We start from the raw sequence: 16,245 nt of genomic DNA on the forward strand, positions 1-16,245 counted from the left end.
TCACGTGCAGGGCCTGTTCGTGATGAAACCCTTGAGGAAGTACCCGGCGGCGATCCAGCCGCTCGGATTACCGCCCGTGCTGTGCTTGCCCATGCATCCAAGCCCGTGGATGACGCGGCTGAACCAGCCTCCGAGCATCCAGATCGCTACGCGATTGGACGTCCGGACGCCCCACCGCACGATCCCCCCGATGCGGCTGGCGACCTTGTTGCCGATCTGCTGGAGCGGTCGCCGCCAGTCGGGCCAGCCCCACCGCCGGGCGGGACGGTTCTTCTTGCCGTCGAGGTCGGAGTTGTTGCGCGGATCGGCGCAAGTGTAGTCATACGCGCCACAACTGCCGCCGACGACCGGGTCGACCGAGAGGAAGCGGCCGATCGTCGGCAGGTACAGGCGCACACCCATGAGCACCAGGCCGGACGGAGTGTCCGCGGCCCGCTGCTCGGCTCCCAGCCAGCCGTACCGGCGGTTGCCGGTGTCTGCGGCGTTCCGCTCGGTGCCGAACTCGGTGGAGCCGTCGACGGTGCTCAGGCCGGCGTCGGTGTTGTGCACGGTGGCCACGACGTCGCCGTGCAGGTCGACCAGCTGCCAGTCGGTGTCGGTGACGCCGAAGGTGGTGGTGGTCGCCGCGGGGCCGCCGACGCCGGCCACGGTGCGTGTCCACGCGCCGCCCGCTTCGTCCGTCCATTCGGGACGGTCGTCGTCGGAGGTGTAGTGGTTGGTCTTGGCCGTGGTGGTGGTGACGTCCGAGTCGGTCCAGCCGCGGACCCGCTCGCCGCCGACGTCGAGCGTGTAGGTGGTCGTCCGGCCGGCCTGCGTGATGGTGCGGACCAGGTCGGTGACGTGGTAGCCGGCGGTGAGGTTCCCGCCGCCCGGGTTGCTCGTGTCGGCCGCCGGGACGGTCGTGGCCCGGCCGAGGACGTCGTAGACGTAGCCGGTGCTGGTGAGCCGGTCCGCGCTGTCGTAGGTCCACGCCGTCGTACCCGCGGCGGTCGTGGATTGGCACGCCCCGCCGCTACCGGGGTTGTACGTGGCCAGCGAGGTGCGGTCGGTGGCGGTGTTGTAGCCGTACACGCGGGTCGTGCACGCGTTGGCCACCGTGTCGTTGACGGTGCTGAGGCGGCCGGCGTTGTCGTAGCCGTACCGCTGGGCGGCCAGGCTGGAGGTGACGTCGCGCTGCTGGCCGTGTGCGGATGAACGGACGGTCTCGGTGTAGAGGGTGCAGTCGGCCTGGCCGCAGCCGGGCTTGGTGTAGGTGATGGAGCGCTCGTCGCCGGTCTCGTCGTAGCCGGTGGCCACGACGATGCCGTTGGGCCAGGTCTGGCCGGTCAGGCGGCCGTCGGCGTCGTAGGTGCCGCCGAAGGTGCCCGCCTGGCCGTCGGCAACGCCGGTGGCGAGGCCGCGGCGTTCGGCGCCGCCGTCGTAGGTGTAGGTCCGGGTCGCCTTGCCGTCGTTGACGGTCGCCGGACGGCTGAGCAGGTCGTAGGTCGTGACCGAGGCATTGGTGTCGGCGTCGGTGTAGCCGGTCGTCCGGCCGAGGGTGTCGTAGGCACGAATGTTCTCGGCGGTGACGTTGCCGGAGCCGTCGAGCGTCTGGGTACGGGTGTTGCGGCCGGTCGCCGCGTCGTAGACGTTGCGCCGGGTCGGCACGGCCTGGCCGGTGCCGGCGACGCCGGCGACGGCCACGGTGAGCACCCGGCCGGCGGCGTCGTAGGTGGACGTGGTGGTGCGCTGCGCGCCGGCCGAGGTCTTCTGCACGACGGTGCGCGGGTTGTTGTAGATGTCGTACGTCGTTGCGGTGACCGGCAGTTCGGGTCCGGAGCCCGCTTGACCGCCGGGCTGGACGCGGCAGGCGAGATTGGCCCACTCGGGGTGGTTGTCGCACTCGCTCTGCCCGGATCCGGTACCGGCCCGGTAGTACACGGTGGTGCGGGTCGCCGGGGTGTTGGTGGTGGCACCGCCGGCCGGAGCCGTGGTCGAGGTGGTCAGCCCGGTGTTCGCGTCGTAGGTGGTGCGGGTGGCCAGCGCCAGCCCGGTGGCGTCGAGCGTGGCGATCGTCGGCTGCCGCAGGGGCCAGTCGTAGCCGGTCGTGGTGGTCCGCGCGTCGGCGTCGGTGCCGGTGCCCCCGGCGCCGGTGTACTGGGCGGTGACGGTGCTGGTAGTCACCAGGTGGAACGGGCCGCCGGTGTTCGGGGCGCCCTGGTCGTAGGCGTTGACGGTGTGGTTGCGACCGCGGACCACGGCGCCGCTGCCGAGCACGAGGTCGTGCTCGGGGCCGAGAGTCTCGCGCAGCTCCTGGCCGTCGGCTGAGTACACGTTGACCGTTGACAGACGCTGCGCGAGCGTCGCCTCGGCCGCCGCGGTGTCCGACGCCGACGCGTCCAGGGCGCGGGCGCGGTTGGCGGCGGTCAGGCTGCGCACGGTGTGGCCGTAGGCGTCGTACCAGGTGGCGGCGGTGAACCCGCCGGGCTTGACCTCGTCGACGGTGCGTCCGTTGGGGTCGAGGTAGGTGACGGTGGCCCGGTCGTAGGTGGCGGGCATCGTCCCGGTGGCCTGATTGCCGGTCGGCACCTGGGCCGGGGTGAACAGGGCGGTGGCGTCGACCGGTTGTTCGGCCTGGCCCCACCGGCTCGTCTGCGCGGCCGAGAGGTCATAGGGAGCGCCGGTACCGGTGAGCGGCACCTTGTACACGACCGTGTGCCGTGCCGTGCCGGCCGTGAGCGCGGATCGGCTGACCTGGGCCAGCCGGCCCTTGCCGGGGTCGCCGGGGATGGTGGTGTAGCTGAGCTGCCATGGCTCATCGCCGCCCTGGGGGCTGATGGTCGTCACGACACCGTCGGCGTCGTAGTCGTAGGTGTCGGCGAGGTGCCGGACCACGGCCGGCGTCACCGACGTGTCGGTCCAGTCCAGCCGCGGGTCCCAGACCGCGCGGAGACGGCCGTTGCTGTCGTAGCTGTAGCGGGCCATGACGACGGTCCGCATGGCGGCGGGCGCGGCGTCGGGGTCCCAGGCGGTGAAGGAGATCTGGGTGACCCGCCCGGTGTAGTCGCCCCACTGCGCCTGCCCGGTGCCGGTGGCGGATGTGGCGGTGGCGTAGGCGAAGTCGAGCGCCCGGCAGCCCTTGACGAGAGTGCCGCACGTGATGCCGGTCGGCACGGGGGCCAGGGTCCGTGTCGGCCGGATCACCTCGGCGCCGGCGATTGTCACCTTCTCCCAGCCGATGGTCGTCGTCTGCCCGGATCCCGGGGTGCTGACCGACGTCGGGTTGTAGGTGCCCGCCGCCGAGCCGGCGACACGGGTGAACACGACGACGTTGCCGTCGTAGTCGCTGAGCGTGTAGGCGTCACCGGCGCTGGCGTAGCTGAGGGCGAGCTGCTCGAAGCCGGTCTCCGAGTCGTACGCCTTCGCCGACGCCGACGTCGTTCTCTCGGTGAACCCGAGCGTGTCACCGCCCGGCAGGCCGACCTGGACCAGCGAGCCCGTCACGGTCAGGTTCGTGTACGGCGCCTCGGCATCGGCGACCACGACGCCGGACACCCACCCGGGCCCGTACATGCTCGCCTTGTCCGTGGCCGCCGGCCGGCGCGTGTTGAACGCGCGGGTGACGGTGAGATCGGAGCCGTAGGAGTCCACGGAGACGTCCGTGTCGTTCAGCGTGAGGTTGCCGGTGAGCAGGTTGACCGACCCCGGGCCGACGTCGCTGCTCGCGGCGCTGGCCTGGTTGCGGTCATAGCTGATCTTCACCGGGGCGGATGCGCCGCCCGAGAACAGGGCGCGCACCTGCAGCGGGCCGTCGAGCGGGTCGGGTCCGGCCTCGGCGTTGTTGACGGTGGTGTCGAGGCTCCAGGTGAGCTTCGGGAACTGCCCGCCGGACCTGGCCAGTGGCCAGGTGACGGCGCCGCCACCGGCGGCGAGGACGACGTCCCCGGCCGGGATGGTCTGCCACGAGTCGGTGTCGGCGCGCCGCCACTGGTAGGTGATGTCGGCCGCGGACGGGCTGGCGGCGGCGGTGAGCGACACCTTGCCGGCACTGATGTCGCCGGCCCTGGGCGAGGTGAGGCCGCCGTAGCCGACATTGAACTGGTACGCCTTGATCGGCGACTGGTTGCCGGCGCGGTCCTGGGAGCGGACGTAGAGGGTGTGCGGCCCGTCGGCGTCGGGCGTGATGGTCACCGTGGCGTTGCCGCCGACCGCGGCCGCGTTGACGACGGTGGCCGGTGGGTTGGTGTCGACGCCGTACTGATAGGAAGCCACATCGGCGACGCCGGACGGGGTGAAGGTGAAGCTCGCCGCGGTGCCGGCCGACGCGGGCGGGGTTCCGGCGTTGTAGGTGAAGACCACCTGGGTGTTGTTCGCGAGGCTGGGCGTCAGGTAGGAGTACTGCGTCGCCGCGGTGCCGGTGGCGTTCTCGACTCCGACGAGGGCCAGACCGCCCTTCTCAGCGTCGTTGTTGTCGATGCCGGTGTAGTTGGTCCGCACCGTGGTGCTGCCCTCGGTGAGGACGATCTCGGCGCTCTCACGGTTGGTCTGGTCGGCGTAGTGCTTGAAGTTGTTCCACTCCACGATGAACGTGCGGTTGGGTGCGGTACCGATCGTTGCGGTACGCATACTGCCCAGCGTGTCGATCCAGATGTCCTGACCGAACACGTAGATGGAACCGTTCGGGTCGGCCGCGTTCGGCAGCTGGCCGAAGTCGTCGGGATGGGAACGACTCGGATTCTCGAACGACATGATGCCGTTGGTGTCCACCCAGGCCGTCGTGTACGTCTGCCCGTAGAAGGTGACCGGGAACGGCAGCGTGACCTGCTCGACGTTGTCATCGTCGGTCAGGGCCAGCACGGTGGTGCCCGGCACGAACGCGGCGCTCGCGGTGCTGGCCGTGTAGCCGGTCACCGACCCGGTCCACGTGTTCTCCGGGAACGTCGCCGACGAGACACCCGGCTGCGCACCGGGCTCGGTGGTGTCCACGGTGAACTCACAGAAGCCGGTGTACGGGCCGGCCGTGCCGCCGTCGGTGCCGCGCACCTGCCAGCTGTACGTGCCGCCGTTGGTGAACGCCCCCGCCGGGACCGTCGCCTCGAACATCGAGCCCGACGCCTGCGGGCCCACCGTGGTCGAGCCGATCTTCGACCCGCCGGTCGTCCACCAGTCGAACGTCGCCGACACCGGCGAGCCCTCCGGATCGGTCACCTGCGCCCGCAGCTTCGGCTGCAGCTTGTTCACGTACGGCCGGCCACTGCCCGTGACGCACTGCGTCGAGGGGTCGGTCTGCTGCGAGGTCACCTGCGGCACGGCGTTGAAGTTCACGACCGCGTACGGCGGATTGCTGCCCTCCGAGGACGAGAAGCGCTTCCAGCCGTTGTGATTCGACTCGTTCGCGGCGATGAGGCCCATGCCCGTCGCACCCCAGCTGTTGTTCGCCGCCTCCTGGAAGAACCCCGGTATGTCGGCCGACACCCAGCCGTCGTTGCACGAGGAGCTGTACCCCTTCGTCTGCGTCGAGGAGCCCTGCAAGCTGATCAACGGCGGCTGCGCCGTCCACCGCGTCGACGTGTTCGGGCCCCACGTCGTGTAGACGTTCCACTGCGCCGCCGTACACGACCACGAGTGCGTCTCCCACAGGTTCACCGTCGCCGAGTTGACATGCGCGCCGGCCAGGAACCCGGTGTCCCAGTTCAGGTACGACCGGGCCGTCCACGAACCGCCGTCGTCGGAGTACCCGAGCTTGAGCTCCGTGCCGCCGGACTGGTCGGTCGTGTACCCGGTCTGCACGAACGTGTCGAACAGCAGCGTCACCGACGGATCGATCGTGATCGGAAAGGTCAGATCCTTCATCGCCAGGAACGCCGGGTCCGGCGTCAGCTGCAGGTCGATGTTTCCGCCCCGCTGCGCCGCCGCGAGCTGGACCTCGCCCAAATGCAGATGGTCGAGGGAGTGTTCGCCGACAACCGCGTCCCACATGGACGGCTGCGGCATCCGGCCGGTCTCCCGGCCCCGCTTGTCCTTGAACACCAGACCGCCGGCGCCGTCCGGCGTGACCGTCTGCCCCGCCGCCCGGAAGCGCAGGTTCAGTCTTCCCGACCGCGACAACGCGTCCCGGGTCTTGACGACGAAATACTGCTCGTACCCGCCGCGGGTCGACTCGATGACGAGGTCCACACCGTCGAGCACATCGCTGTAGGTCGCCCGGGCGCCTTCCAGCTTGGGCTTGGGCAGGCGACCCGCCCACTGCAACGCCACCGCGTCGTCGCCGCTGCCGAGCCGGACGACGTCATGATCGCCGTCGCCGGACTGTCCGGCCAGTTTGAGTCCCCGCGGGTGGGCCTTCGCCGAAACGCCTCCATCCGCATCCACCTGCAGCGTCGGGTCCACGGCCCGCCAGACGCCCTTGGCGTCCCGCATCCGCACGGGACCGGCGGACTTCTCCGCGGTCAGCGTCCCGTCCGGGTTCGCCCACAACTGCAGCGTCTCGGACTTCTCCCCGGACACCTCCACCTTGCCGCCGCACAGTCGCGCCGCCATCATCGCAGCGACCCGATCCGGCCGTTCCGCCGGGCATACGGGCTTCGCCGGCGGGGCCGCCGCTGCGGGCCTCGCATTGACAACGGCCGACAGCACCGCCGCGACCAACGCGAGAGCCACCACGAACGGCGACAGGCGCCCCGGCCCTCGTCGCAGGTGCGCGGCCAACGCGATGGAATTCCCCCGATGACGCCACGGCGCGCTCTGCACGATCCGGCCTCCCCGCTGGACAGCACGACAGTGCTCCGGACCCTACGAAGACTCTTCGATGAGGGTCAATCGGGAAGCTGGACCACCTATCGGCGCGCGCAAGATTACTCTGGCGCGACGACCACGGCGGATAACCGTTGGTGACGACCGATTCCGCGAGATACTGAGCAACCGACAATCCCGGCAATGCGATCTTGAATGCCGATTGCTTTCGTTTCGGACGGCCGCTGCCGGGAAAGCCCGTGGCCGTGCGGTCTGCCAACCGCACGGCCACGGGGACCGGGCCTCCGGCGCCGCCCGCCATCAGCCGGCGCGGAGCCCCGTCGTGCGTAAAGTCAGCCGGCCGAGCAGCCCGGGGTGATGCCCGAACCGGTGCCGGTGGCCTGGAAGCCGAACTCCGTGTACTGCCCGGCGCCGATCTGGCCGTTGTAGGCCACGTTGGTGAACCGGACCGCGCCGGTGTCGCCGCTGCGGTTGGCGTTCCAGATGCCGGTGATGGCCGCGCCCGAGGGCAGGGTCAGGTTCACGGTCCAGCCGTTGATCGCGCCGGTACCCGCGGTGACGCGCAAGGTCGCCACGAAGCCGCCCTGCCACTGGTTGAGCGACACGGTCGCCGTGCAGCCGTTGCCGCCCGGCGAGGACGGCGACGTGGACACGGGCGGCGTCGACACCGGCGGCGACGAGACGGGCGGCGTCGACACCGGCGGCGTCGACACCGGCGGCGTCGACACGGTGCTGCCCGGGCCGTTGAGGGCGTTGAGGGCGGAGGTGTACGCCGCCTTCTTGTTGCCGTTGCCGTCGAACAGCAGCGGGTTCTCGCCCGTGCGCCACGAGTCGCTGTCGCGGATGCCCCACACGGTGATGCCGGCGCAGCGCGAGACGGCCAGGCAGGCCTTCACCACGTTGGCGTACGCGGTGGCCTGGTTCGAGCCGGAGATGTCCAGCTCGGTGATCTGCACCTCGACGCCGAGGTCGGCGAAGCGCTGCAGGTTCGCCTGGTAGTCCGACGGCGGCAGGCCGCCCAGGTGCGACTGGAACCCGACGCAGTCGATCGGCACGCCGCGCGCCTTGAAGTCCTTCACCATGTTGTACACGCCGGTGCTCTTCGCGTTGACGCCGTCCGTGTTGTAGTCGTTGTAGCAGAGCTTCGCGCCCGGGTCGGCGGCGCGCGCGGTGCGGAACGCGACCTCGATCCAGTCGTTGCCGGTCCGCTGCAGGTTCGAGTCCCGGCGCCCGCCGCCCCCGCCGTCGGCGAAGGCCTCGTTCACCACGTCCCAGGCGTAGATCTTGCCCTTGTAGTGTCCGGCGACGGTCGAGACGTGGTTCATCATCGCGTTGCGCAGCGCCGTGCCCGACATGTTCTGGGCCCAGCCGGGCTCCTGCTGGTACCAGAGCAGGGCGTGCCCGCGCATCCGCTGCCCGTGGGACTGGGCGTGGGAGACGATCTGGTCGGCGGAGGTGTAGCGGAACTGGCCCTGGGACGGTTCGGTCGCGTCCCACTTCATCTCGTTCTCCGGCGTGATCATGTTGAACTCGCGATCGAGGATGCCGGTGTACTGGCTGTTGCTGAGCTTGCCCGCGGCGACCGCGGTACCGAAGTACCGGCCCTTCTCCGCGGCCGAGGCGCCGAGCGTGGTACCGGCGTCGGCCCCGGAGGCGAGGGCGATCGCCGCGCCGGCGGCGACCGCGCTCACCGCGGCGAGCGTGACGGCGAGGCGCACACGGCTGTGCCGGCCTCGAGGGATTCGCGACATGCGGAAGGGTTCCCTTCTCGGATCTGCGGTCTGAGCGGCGGCACGGGCGTTCTGGCGAATGAGTTTCGCGAATGTTATCGCTCACACGACAGGCGTCAATGCGCTCGAAACCGAGCCGGAGATCCGGTTGCTGGTGACCCGCGGTCCGGGCGGCCGGGGCGACCTGAAAGTTTCAGCTGGTCGGCGGGGGCGCGGTGCTGCCGCGCACCACGAGCGCGGTGCTGAGCTCCATCCGGGACTGGCCCGGGCGCTCCCCCGCGGCGAGGTCGAGCACGAGCCGAGCGGCGGCCGCGCCCATCTCGGCGAATGGCTGGCGCACGGTGGTCAGGGGCGGCCCGGCCCAGTTGCAGTGCTCGATGTCGTCGAAGCCGACCACGCTGAGGTCGCCGGGGATGCGCAGGCCGGAGATCCGGGCCGCCTCGTACACCCCGAGGGCCTGCAGGTCGTTGCCGCACACCACCGCCGTCGGCGGGTCGGCCCGCCGCAGCAGCTCGAGCCCGAGGTCGCGGCCGTCCTCGAAGGTGAGCACGCCGCTGCGCCGCAACTGCTCGTCGAACGGCACGTCGGCGGCGTCGAGGCCGGCCCGGAAGCCGTCGAGGCGGGCCCGGGCGGCGAGGTCCTTGACCGGCCCGGTAATCACGCCGATGCGCCGGTGGCCCAGGCCCAGCAGGTGCCGGGTGGCGGCCAGCGCGCCGCTCCAGTTGTTCGAACCGACGGACGGGGTCGGGTGCAGGTCGCCGATCGGGTCGAGGGTCACGACCGGGATGCCGTTGCCGTCGAGCAGTTCGAGATGCTCGGCGGTGAAGCCGGCGAAGGCGGCGACGACCCCGACGGGGCGGCGCAGCAGCAGCGGCTCGATCCACGACTGCCCGGCCGCCGCCCGCCGCTTGATGTCGGTGAAGCCGACGGTGAGATCCCGGGCCGCGGCCACGTCCTCGATGCCGCCCATGACCGCGACCGCGATGTAGCTGAGCATCCCGGAGAAGAGCACCTCGAGGCCGGCGGTCGCGGGCATACCGGCCGGTCGGCGGTACCCGTGCTCGCGCAGCAGATCCTCCACGCGCCGGCGGGTGGACTCGCCGACCCCGGCCCGGCCGTTGAGCACTTTGGAGACGGTGGGCTGGGAGACCCCGGCGAGCTGCGCGATCTTCGCCACGGACAGGTCGCCACGCCAGCGCACGCGCGGAGCGGGCAGATGCCTGTCGATCACACCGGCGAGTGTACGGGAGCCGCCGAAAAACGTTATGCGCACGCCTCCCTGGTGGTCGCGCCGCGGCGTCGGTTGACACCTTCAAAAGTGAGCGCCGACACTCCCGCATACACATTCGCGAATGTCCCGAAGGGTGGGCTCATGCCACGATCCCGACGGTGGGCGCTGATCCCGGCCACCGCCCTCCTGCTCACCGGCGCCGCTGTCGCCGGCGCGCAGCTCGCCTCCGCGGCCACGACCGGCTGCCGCGTGACGTACACCGTCACCAACTCCTGGCCGGGCGGCTTCGGCGCCGCCGTCGACGTCACAAACCTCGGCGACCCGGTCAACGGCTGGCACCTGACCTGGACCTTCGCCGCCGGGCAGGGCATCACCCAGCTGTGGAACGGTACCGCCGCGCAGTCCGGCACCGCGGTCACCGTCACCAATGTCTCGTACAACGCCGCCATCGCCACCGGCGCCACCGTCTCGTTCGGCTTCAACGGCAGCTACACCGCCACCAACCCCGCACCGGCGAGCTTCGCGCTCAACGGCGTCACGTGCATCGGCGGCACCACCCCCACATCGGGCGGCCCGTCGCCGACGGGCAGCACGACCCCGCCACCGCCGGGGGCGAGCGGGCCGTGCGACCTCTACGCCGCGGGCGGTACCCCCTGCATCGCCGCCCACAGCACGGTCCGGGCGCTCTACGGCTCGTACGGCGGCAACCTGTACCAGGTGCGGCGCTCCTCCGACAACGCCACGCGCAACATCGCCGCGCTCGCGCCGGGCGGGGTGGCCAACGCCGCGACGCAGGACGCCTTCTGCGCGGGCACGTCGTGCGTCGTGACGATCCTGTTCGACCAGTCCGGCCACGGCAACGACCTGGCCTACCAGGGGCCCGGCGGGGCCGGCGGGGCCGACACCCCGGCGAGCGCCACCCGCGAGTCGCTGACGGTCGGCAGCGCCAAGGCGTACTCGCTGTACATCAACGCCGGCAACAGCTACTGGCGCAACGGCGCCGCCACCGGCGTGCCGACCGGCAGCGCCCCCGAGGGCATGTACATGGTCACCAGCGGCACGCACGTCAACAGCGGCTGCTGCTTCGACTACGGCAACAGCGAGACCACCCGCCGCGCCGACGGGGCCGGGGCCATGGACGCCATCTACTTCGGCACGAGCTGCTGGTTCGGCGGCTGCTCCGGCAGCGGCCCGTGGGTCCAGGCCGACCTCGAGTACGGCCTCTACCCGGGCGGCAGCTCGTCGTGGAACCCGAACCAGCGGGCGTTCGCGAACAGGTACGTGACCGCGATGCTGAAGAACAACGGCACCTCGCGCTTCGCCATCAAGGGCAGCAATGCCCAGGCCGGCAGCCTGACGACACTGTGGGACGGCGCGCTGCCCCGCGGGTACAGCCCGATGCGCAAACAGGGCGCGATCGTCCTGGGCAGCGGCGGCGACTGCTGTGCGACGAACACGAACCAGAGCGCGGGCACGTTCTACGAGGGCGCGATGGTTTCGGGGTACCCGTCCGACGCGACCGACAACGCGGTGCAGGCGAACATCGTGGCCGCCGGCTACCGCTGACGCCGATCCGTTCGAAGAAATGGGTTATGCCGCGCGCAGCGAAAAGTCGGCGCCCTTTTTCGAATGGAAACTTTCACGCTGGAGCAATCCATTCATGCGCCCCTATGTGCGTTTCCTTGACGCACGACGACGGCGAGACCATACCGTGTGAGCGCTAACGGATAGCGACCGAAGGACGAGACATGACGCAAGATCGGAACGAGCCGTCGACCGGCGAGCGAAGGATGCTGAGCCGGCGCACCGTCCTGACGGCGATGGGAGCCGTGCCGGTCCTCACGGTCGCGGGGTCGGTCCTGCTGGCCACGGACGCTTCGGCCGCTGCGGCGAACATCAATCCGTCGGCGCCGCGGCAGACGATCCGGGGCTTCGGCGGCATGGCCCACGCGGCCTGGATCGGTGACCTCACCGCCGCCCAGCGGACCACGGCGTTCGGCGGCGGCGACGGCCAGCTGGGATTCTCCCTGCTGCGGATTCCCGTCGGCGAGAACCAGTCCGACTGGAGCCGTGACCTGGCGACGGCGAAGCGTGCGGTCGAACTCGGGGCGACAGTCATCGCCTCGCCGTGGAACCCGCCCGCCAGCATGATCGAGACGTTCACCCACGGCAGCCAGACCAACGCGAAGCGCCTGAAGTACGGCTCGTACGGCGCCTACGCCCAGCACCTGAACGACTTCACCTCGTACATGCGCACCAACGGGGTGAACCTCTACGGCATCTCGGTGCAGAACGAGCCCGACTACGCCACGGACTGGACGTGGTGGACCTCCGCCGAGATCGTCCGCTTCCTGCGGGAGAACGCCGGCTCGATCAGCACCCGGGTCATCGCGCCCGAGTCGTTCCAGTACGTGAAGTCCATGTCGGACCCGATCCTCAACGACCCCACGGCGCTGGCCAACGTGGACATCATCGGTGCCCACCTCTACGGCACGTCCTACGCGAACTTCCCGTACCCGCTGTTCAAGCAGAAGGGCGCGGGCAAGGAGCTCTGGATGACCGAGGTGTACTACCCCAACAGCTCCGATTCCGGGGACCTCTGGCCGCAGGCGCTCGACGTGGGCGAGCACATCCACCACGCCATGGTCGACGCCGAGTTCCAGGCGTACATCTGGTGGACCATCCGGCGCAGCTACGGCCCCATGCGCGAGGACGGCCAGATCAGCAAGCGCGGCGCCATGATGGCGCAGTTCGCCCGGTTCGTACGCCCCGGATACGTGCGGATCGACGCGACCGCGAACCCGGCGTCGAACGTCTACGTCTCGGCGTACCGCGGCGGCAGCACCGTCGTCATCGTCGCCGTCAACAAGAACACCTCGGCGGTGACCCAGCAGTTCACCCTCGCGAACACCACCGCGTCCGGCAGCGTCTCGAACTGGCTCACCGACGCCAGCCGCAATGTGGCCCCGCAGAGCGCGCTCAGCATGTCGAACGGCTCCATGACCGTCACGCTCCCCGCCCGCAGCGCGATGACGTTCGTGGCCGGCCTCGGCGACACGGCCTCGCCGAGCCCCTCGATCTCCCTCTCGCCGGGCCCCTCGCTCAGCCCGTCGCCCAGCGGCGGCGGCACGGGCCCGCGGGTCACCTACACGATGAGCACGTGGAACAACGGCTTCACGGCCAGCATCGGCATCACCAACACCGGCACCTCGACCATCAACGGCTGGACGCTCGCCTTCACCCTGCCTTCGGGGCAGGCCATCACCTCCGGCTGGAACGCCACCTTCACACCCTCCAGCGGCCAGGTCAGCGCCCGCAACCTCAGCTACAACGGCACGCTCGCGCCCGGCGCCACCATCGACATCGGCTTCCAGGCCACCCACACCGGCAACACCGCCGAGCCGACCGCCTTCACCCTCAACGGCATCCCCTGCACCGTGGCCTGACCCCGACCCGACAAATGCGGCCCCGCCGGCAACGGAGGGGCCGCATTTTCTTCAGGCGATCAGCGGTAGCCGGCCGCCGTGATGTTGGCCTGCACCGCGTCTTCGGTGGCGTTGGTGGGGTACCCGGACGTCATGACGCCCTCGTAGAAGGTGCCGGCGGAGCCGTTGCTGTTGTCGCCGCCGATGCCGAGGATGATGGCGCCCTCCTTCTTCATCGGGTTGTAGCCCGACACGTTGGGGCGCTTGCCGTCGTAGAACGTCGACAGGCCGCCGGACTGGGCGTTGCCGCCCCGGATGGCCCAGTGGTTCGGCTCGCCCTTGACGATCGCGGTGAGGTAGCGGTAGTTCACCGACGGGTCGTTGGCGTTGTAGCCGGCGTTGACCCCGGAGAACAGGCCGTTCTCGAGGTCGGCCATGATCCACGGGCCGTTGCCGGTGCCGTAGCCCCAGACCTTGATGTTGCCGAAGTAGATGGCCTCCATGGTGCCGTTGCCGTTGTCGCGGCTGTTGCGCTCGGCGTTGCCGTAGTCGAAGCAGCAGCCGCCGTTGAAGTGGGTGCCGTCGAAGATGGCGTACATGCCCTCGGGCTGGTCCCCGGTCGCCACGCCGTTGGTGTTGTTGTTGCGGTAGCCGGTGCCGGCCGCGACGTAGACGCCGTAGGCCTTGTGCCCGGCGATCGTGAGCGGCGCGGCGGTGGCATTGGCGAGGTTGTCGTAGCCGCCGGCCGCCGGGCCGTTGAAGCCGCCGGGCGGGGCCTGGGTGAGACGGTTGTTGCGGCCCGACTGGTCGTAGATGATCGTGATCAGGCAGGTCGTGTTCGCGCAGAACGAGTCCTGGGCGGCCGCGTCGGCGTACCCGCCCGCGGCGAGGACCCCGATGTCGCGGGTCGTGTTGTCCGAGGAGCGCCGCACCTGGTACAGCGCACCGTTGTACGCCCCGTACAACGCCCGCGTCGTGCTGTGCGCCGCCACGCACGGCGTGCCGCCGGACGCGTAGATGTCGCACGGCCCGCGGCCGGGCGGCGGGTTCGAGGTGCTCGGCGACGGGCCGGCCGACGACGGCGCCGGGCCGGTGGTGCTCGGGCTGCCGGTGCAGGTCACGCCGTTGAGCGCGAAGCTCGCGGGGGCCGGGTTGGAGCCGGTCCAGCTCCCGTTGAACCCGAAGTTGACGGTGGCACCGGTGGCGATGGCGGCGTTGTACGAGACGTTCGTGACGGTCACCGCACTGCCGGACTGCGCGGCGGTACCGTTCCAGAGCTGGGTGATGCCCTGCCCGGCGGTGAAGGACCAGGTCAGCCGCCAGCCGTTCACGGCGTCGCCGAGGTTTGTGACGTCGACACTGGCGCCGAAGCCGCCGGGCCAGGAGTTGGTGACGGTGTAGGTGACGCGGCAGCCGGTCGTGGCCGCGGAGGCCAGGTGGGTGCCGGCCACGCCGGCGCCACCGATGGTCAGCGCCGCGGTGACCGCGACGAGCGGCCAGCGCCGCCGCCGCGTGGTGCGTTCGGACATCGAGCTTCCTTTCCAGGGCACAGGAAGAAGAGCAGGCGCTCGCGCGAGCTCGCCGTGTTAGCGCTCACACAATCGGCCTGCCGACGCTGTCAGATTCGAGCAGCGCATTCAAGTCCGCCCATGGATGAAGAGGGTCGCCCGAGCCTTCCCGATGTAAGTTGCAGCGCGACCGCTCCGCCGTCAGCGGGCGAGCCCGCCGCCGTCGGCGAGGATCACGGCCAGCCGGCCGGACAGGCTCACGCGTCGCCTCCGCAGTCCAGCAGCACCTTGACGTCGCCGCCGGCCTCGAGGGCGTGGAACGCCTCGGCGACCTCGGCGAGCGGCACGACGCGCGAGATCAGGACCTCGGCCGGCACCAGGCGCTCGTCCACCAGGCGGGCCGCCTCCACGTAGTCCTCGCGCTGGTAGACGCGCACGCCGATCATCTCGAGCTCGCGCCAGAACACGCGGTGCAGGTCGACCTCGCGCGTGGCCGGGTGGATCGCCACCACGACCAGCCGGCCGCGGACGGCCAGCAGCTCGGTCGCCGTACGCACGCCGGCGGCCGAGCCGGAGACCTCGAACACCACGTCGGCGCCGGCGCCGTCCGTGGTCTCCAGGACCAGCGCGGCGAGGTCACCGGCGGCCGGGTCCACGGCCGCCAGGCCGAGCCGTTCGGCGACCGACCGGCGGTGCGGGTCGATCTCGACGACCGTTACCGCGGCGCCGGTGGCCTGGGCCACCTTGCCGATGAGCAGCCCGACCGGCCCGGCCCCGATGACGACCGCGTGCTCGCCGGCCGTGAGCCGCGAGCGCCGGACGTCGTGCACGGCCACGGCGGTCGGCTCGATGAGGGCGGCGTGTTGCAGTGGCAGACCGGCGGGCAGCGGCACCACGATGCGGGCCGGCACGGTCCACGATCGCTGCATGGAGCCGGTCGAGTCGATACCGACGAAGTTGAGCCGGTGGCAGATGTGCGTGTGCCCGGCCCGGCAGGCGGGGCAACGGCCGCACCAGTCCAGCGGCATGACGGTCACCGGATCGCCGATGCGCAGGTCACCGGCTCCGCTGCCGAGCGCGGCGATGCGGCCCGACATCTCGTGCCCGATCACGGCCGGCGTCCGGACGCGGTGGTCCATCGAGCCGTGCAGGATGTGCAGATCGGTCCCGCATATCCCGGTGTAGGCGACGTCGATGCGGACCTCGCCGTGGCCGGGCGGGACGGGGTCGGCCTCGCGGACGGCGAAGGTGCGCTCGCCGAGGTAGTACGCCGCGCGGGTCATGCGGCCTCCTCGCTCAGGTGCCAGACCTGCTGCATCGGTGCCCACCAGTGCCCGGCGCCGGACTCGGCGAGCGACTCCTGGCAGGGGTCGGTGAGTTTCCACCACTGCTGAGTCACGGGGTCTTCGGCGATGCGGGCCTGGTCGGCCTCGTGGTCGTCGCCGACGTACTCGTAGTAGCCGAACAGCAGGTCGCCGTGGATGAAGATGGTGTAGTTGCGGATGTTGGCCGCGCGCAAGGTCTGCTCGACGCCCGGCCAGACCGCGGCGTGCAGCTCGAGGTACGTCGCACGATGCTCCGGCCGCAGCCGGATCACGGATGCGTAGCGTTGCATCCTC

The 16,245-nt window shown here is 70.7% G+C and carries 8 protein-coding genes; 2 read left to right on the forward strand and 6 right to left on the reverse strand.

Annotation, left to right across the window (positions count from 1 at the left end):
• The 3 genes from AB0B76_RS34835 to AB0B76_RS34845 all read right to left on the reverse strand — a co-directional run bounded on the left by AB0B76_RS34835 (position 1) and on the right by AB0B76_RS34845 (position 9,693).
• Positions 1-6,522, reverse strand: a complete 6,522-nt coding sequence (locus AB0B76_RS34835; protein ID WP_360383328.1) for an RHS repeat-associated core domain-containing protein — start codon at positions 6,520-6,522, stop codon at positions 1-3.
• A gap of 542 nt (positions 6,523-7,064) precedes the next feature.
• Entirely contained in the window at positions 7,065-8,483 is a 1,419-nt protein-coding gene (locus AB0B76_RS34840) for an endo-1,4-beta-xylanase (RefSeq protein ID WP_360383331.1), read from the reverse strand.
• A gap of 172 nt (positions 8,484-8,655) precedes the next feature.
• A complete protein-coding gene (locus AB0B76_RS34845; RefSeq protein WP_360383334.1) occupies positions 8,656-9,693 on the reverse strand; it encodes a LacI family DNA-binding transcriptional regulator in 1,038 nt (345 codons plus the stop codon).
• 141 nt (positions 9,694-9,834) lie between these two features.
• Here AB0B76_RS34845 and AB0B76_RS34850 point away from each other — a divergent pair, with 141 nt between their 5' ends.
• Positions 9,835-11,259 carry an arabinofuranosidase catalytic domain-containing protein gene (locus AB0B76_RS34850; protein ID WP_360383336.1) on the forward strand — a complete coding sequence of 475 codons (1,425 nt, stop codon included), beginning with the start codon at positions 9,835-9,837 and terminating at the stop codon, positions 11,257-11,259.
• A 182-nt stretch (positions 11,260-11,441) separates the two neighbouring features.
• Positions 11,442-13,139 carry a cellulose binding domain-containing protein gene (locus AB0B76_RS34855; RefSeq protein WP_360383339.1) on the forward strand — a complete coding sequence of 566 codons (1,698 nt, stop codon included), beginning with the start codon at positions 11,442-11,444 and terminating at the stop codon, positions 13,137-13,139.
• A 59-nt stretch (positions 13,140-13,198) separates the two neighbouring features.
• On the opposite strand, the gene AB0B76_RS34860 is transcribed toward AB0B76_RS34855, so the two are convergent.
• The 3 genes from AB0B76_RS34860 to AB0B76_RS34870 form a co-directional block, all read right to left on the reverse strand.
• A complete protein-coding gene (locus tag AB0B76_RS34860; protein ID WP_360383343.1) occupies positions 13,199-14,647 on the reverse strand; it encodes an arabinofuranosidase catalytic domain-containing protein in 1,449 nt (482 codons plus the stop codon).
• Between the two features lie 236 nt (positions 14,648-14,883).
• Positions 14,884-15,909: an alcohol dehydrogenase catalytic domain-containing protein gene (locus AB0B76_RS34865; RefSeq protein ID WP_360383346.1), complete on the reverse strand. Its 1,026-nt coding sequence runs from the start codon at positions 15,907-15,909 to the stop codon at positions 14,884-14,886.
• Entirely contained in the window at positions 15,906-16,241 is a 336-nt protein-coding gene (locus tag AB0B76_RS34870; protein WP_360383349.1) for an L-rhamnose mutarotase, read from the reverse strand. The genes AB0B76_RS34865 and AB0B76_RS34870 overlap by 4 nt, the downstream gene beginning before the upstream one ends.
• Positions 16,242-16,245 lie beyond the last annotated feature (4 nt).

It is taken from the genome of Dactylosporangium sp. NPDC049140 (genome assembly GCF_040648435.1).

Bases quoted from the DNA above. Each gene is read 5' to 3' on its own strand.
- AB0B76_RS34840 (WP_360383331.1), bottom strand. From the start codon at position 8,483: ATGTCGCGAATCCCTCGAGGCCGGCACAGCCGTGTGCGCCTCGCCGTC.
- AB0B76_RS34865 (WP_360383346.1), bottom strand. From the start codon at position 15,909: ATGACCCGCGCGGCGTACTACCTCGGCGAGCGCACCTTCGCCGTCCGC.
- AB0B76_RS34870 (WP_360383349.1), bottom strand. From the start codon at position 16,241: ATGCAACGCTACGCATCCGTGATCCGGCTGCGGCCGGAGCATCGTGCG.
- AB0B76_RS34835 (WP_360383328.1), bottom strand. From the start codon at position 6,522: ATGATGGCGGCGCGACTGTGCGGCGGCAAGGTGGAGGTGTCCGGGGAG.
- AB0B76_RS34855 (WP_360383339.1), top strand. From the start codon at position 11,442: ATGACGCAAGATCGGAACGAGCCGTCGACCGGCGAGCGAAGGATGCTG.
- AB0B76_RS34860 (WP_360383343.1), bottom strand. From the start codon at position 14,647: ATGTCCGAACGCACCACGCGGCGGCGGCGCTGGCCGCTCGTCGCGGTC.
- AB0B76_RS34850 (WP_360383336.1), top strand. From the start codon at position 9,835: ATGCCACGATCCCGACGGTGGGCGCTGATCCCGGCCACCGCCCTCCTG.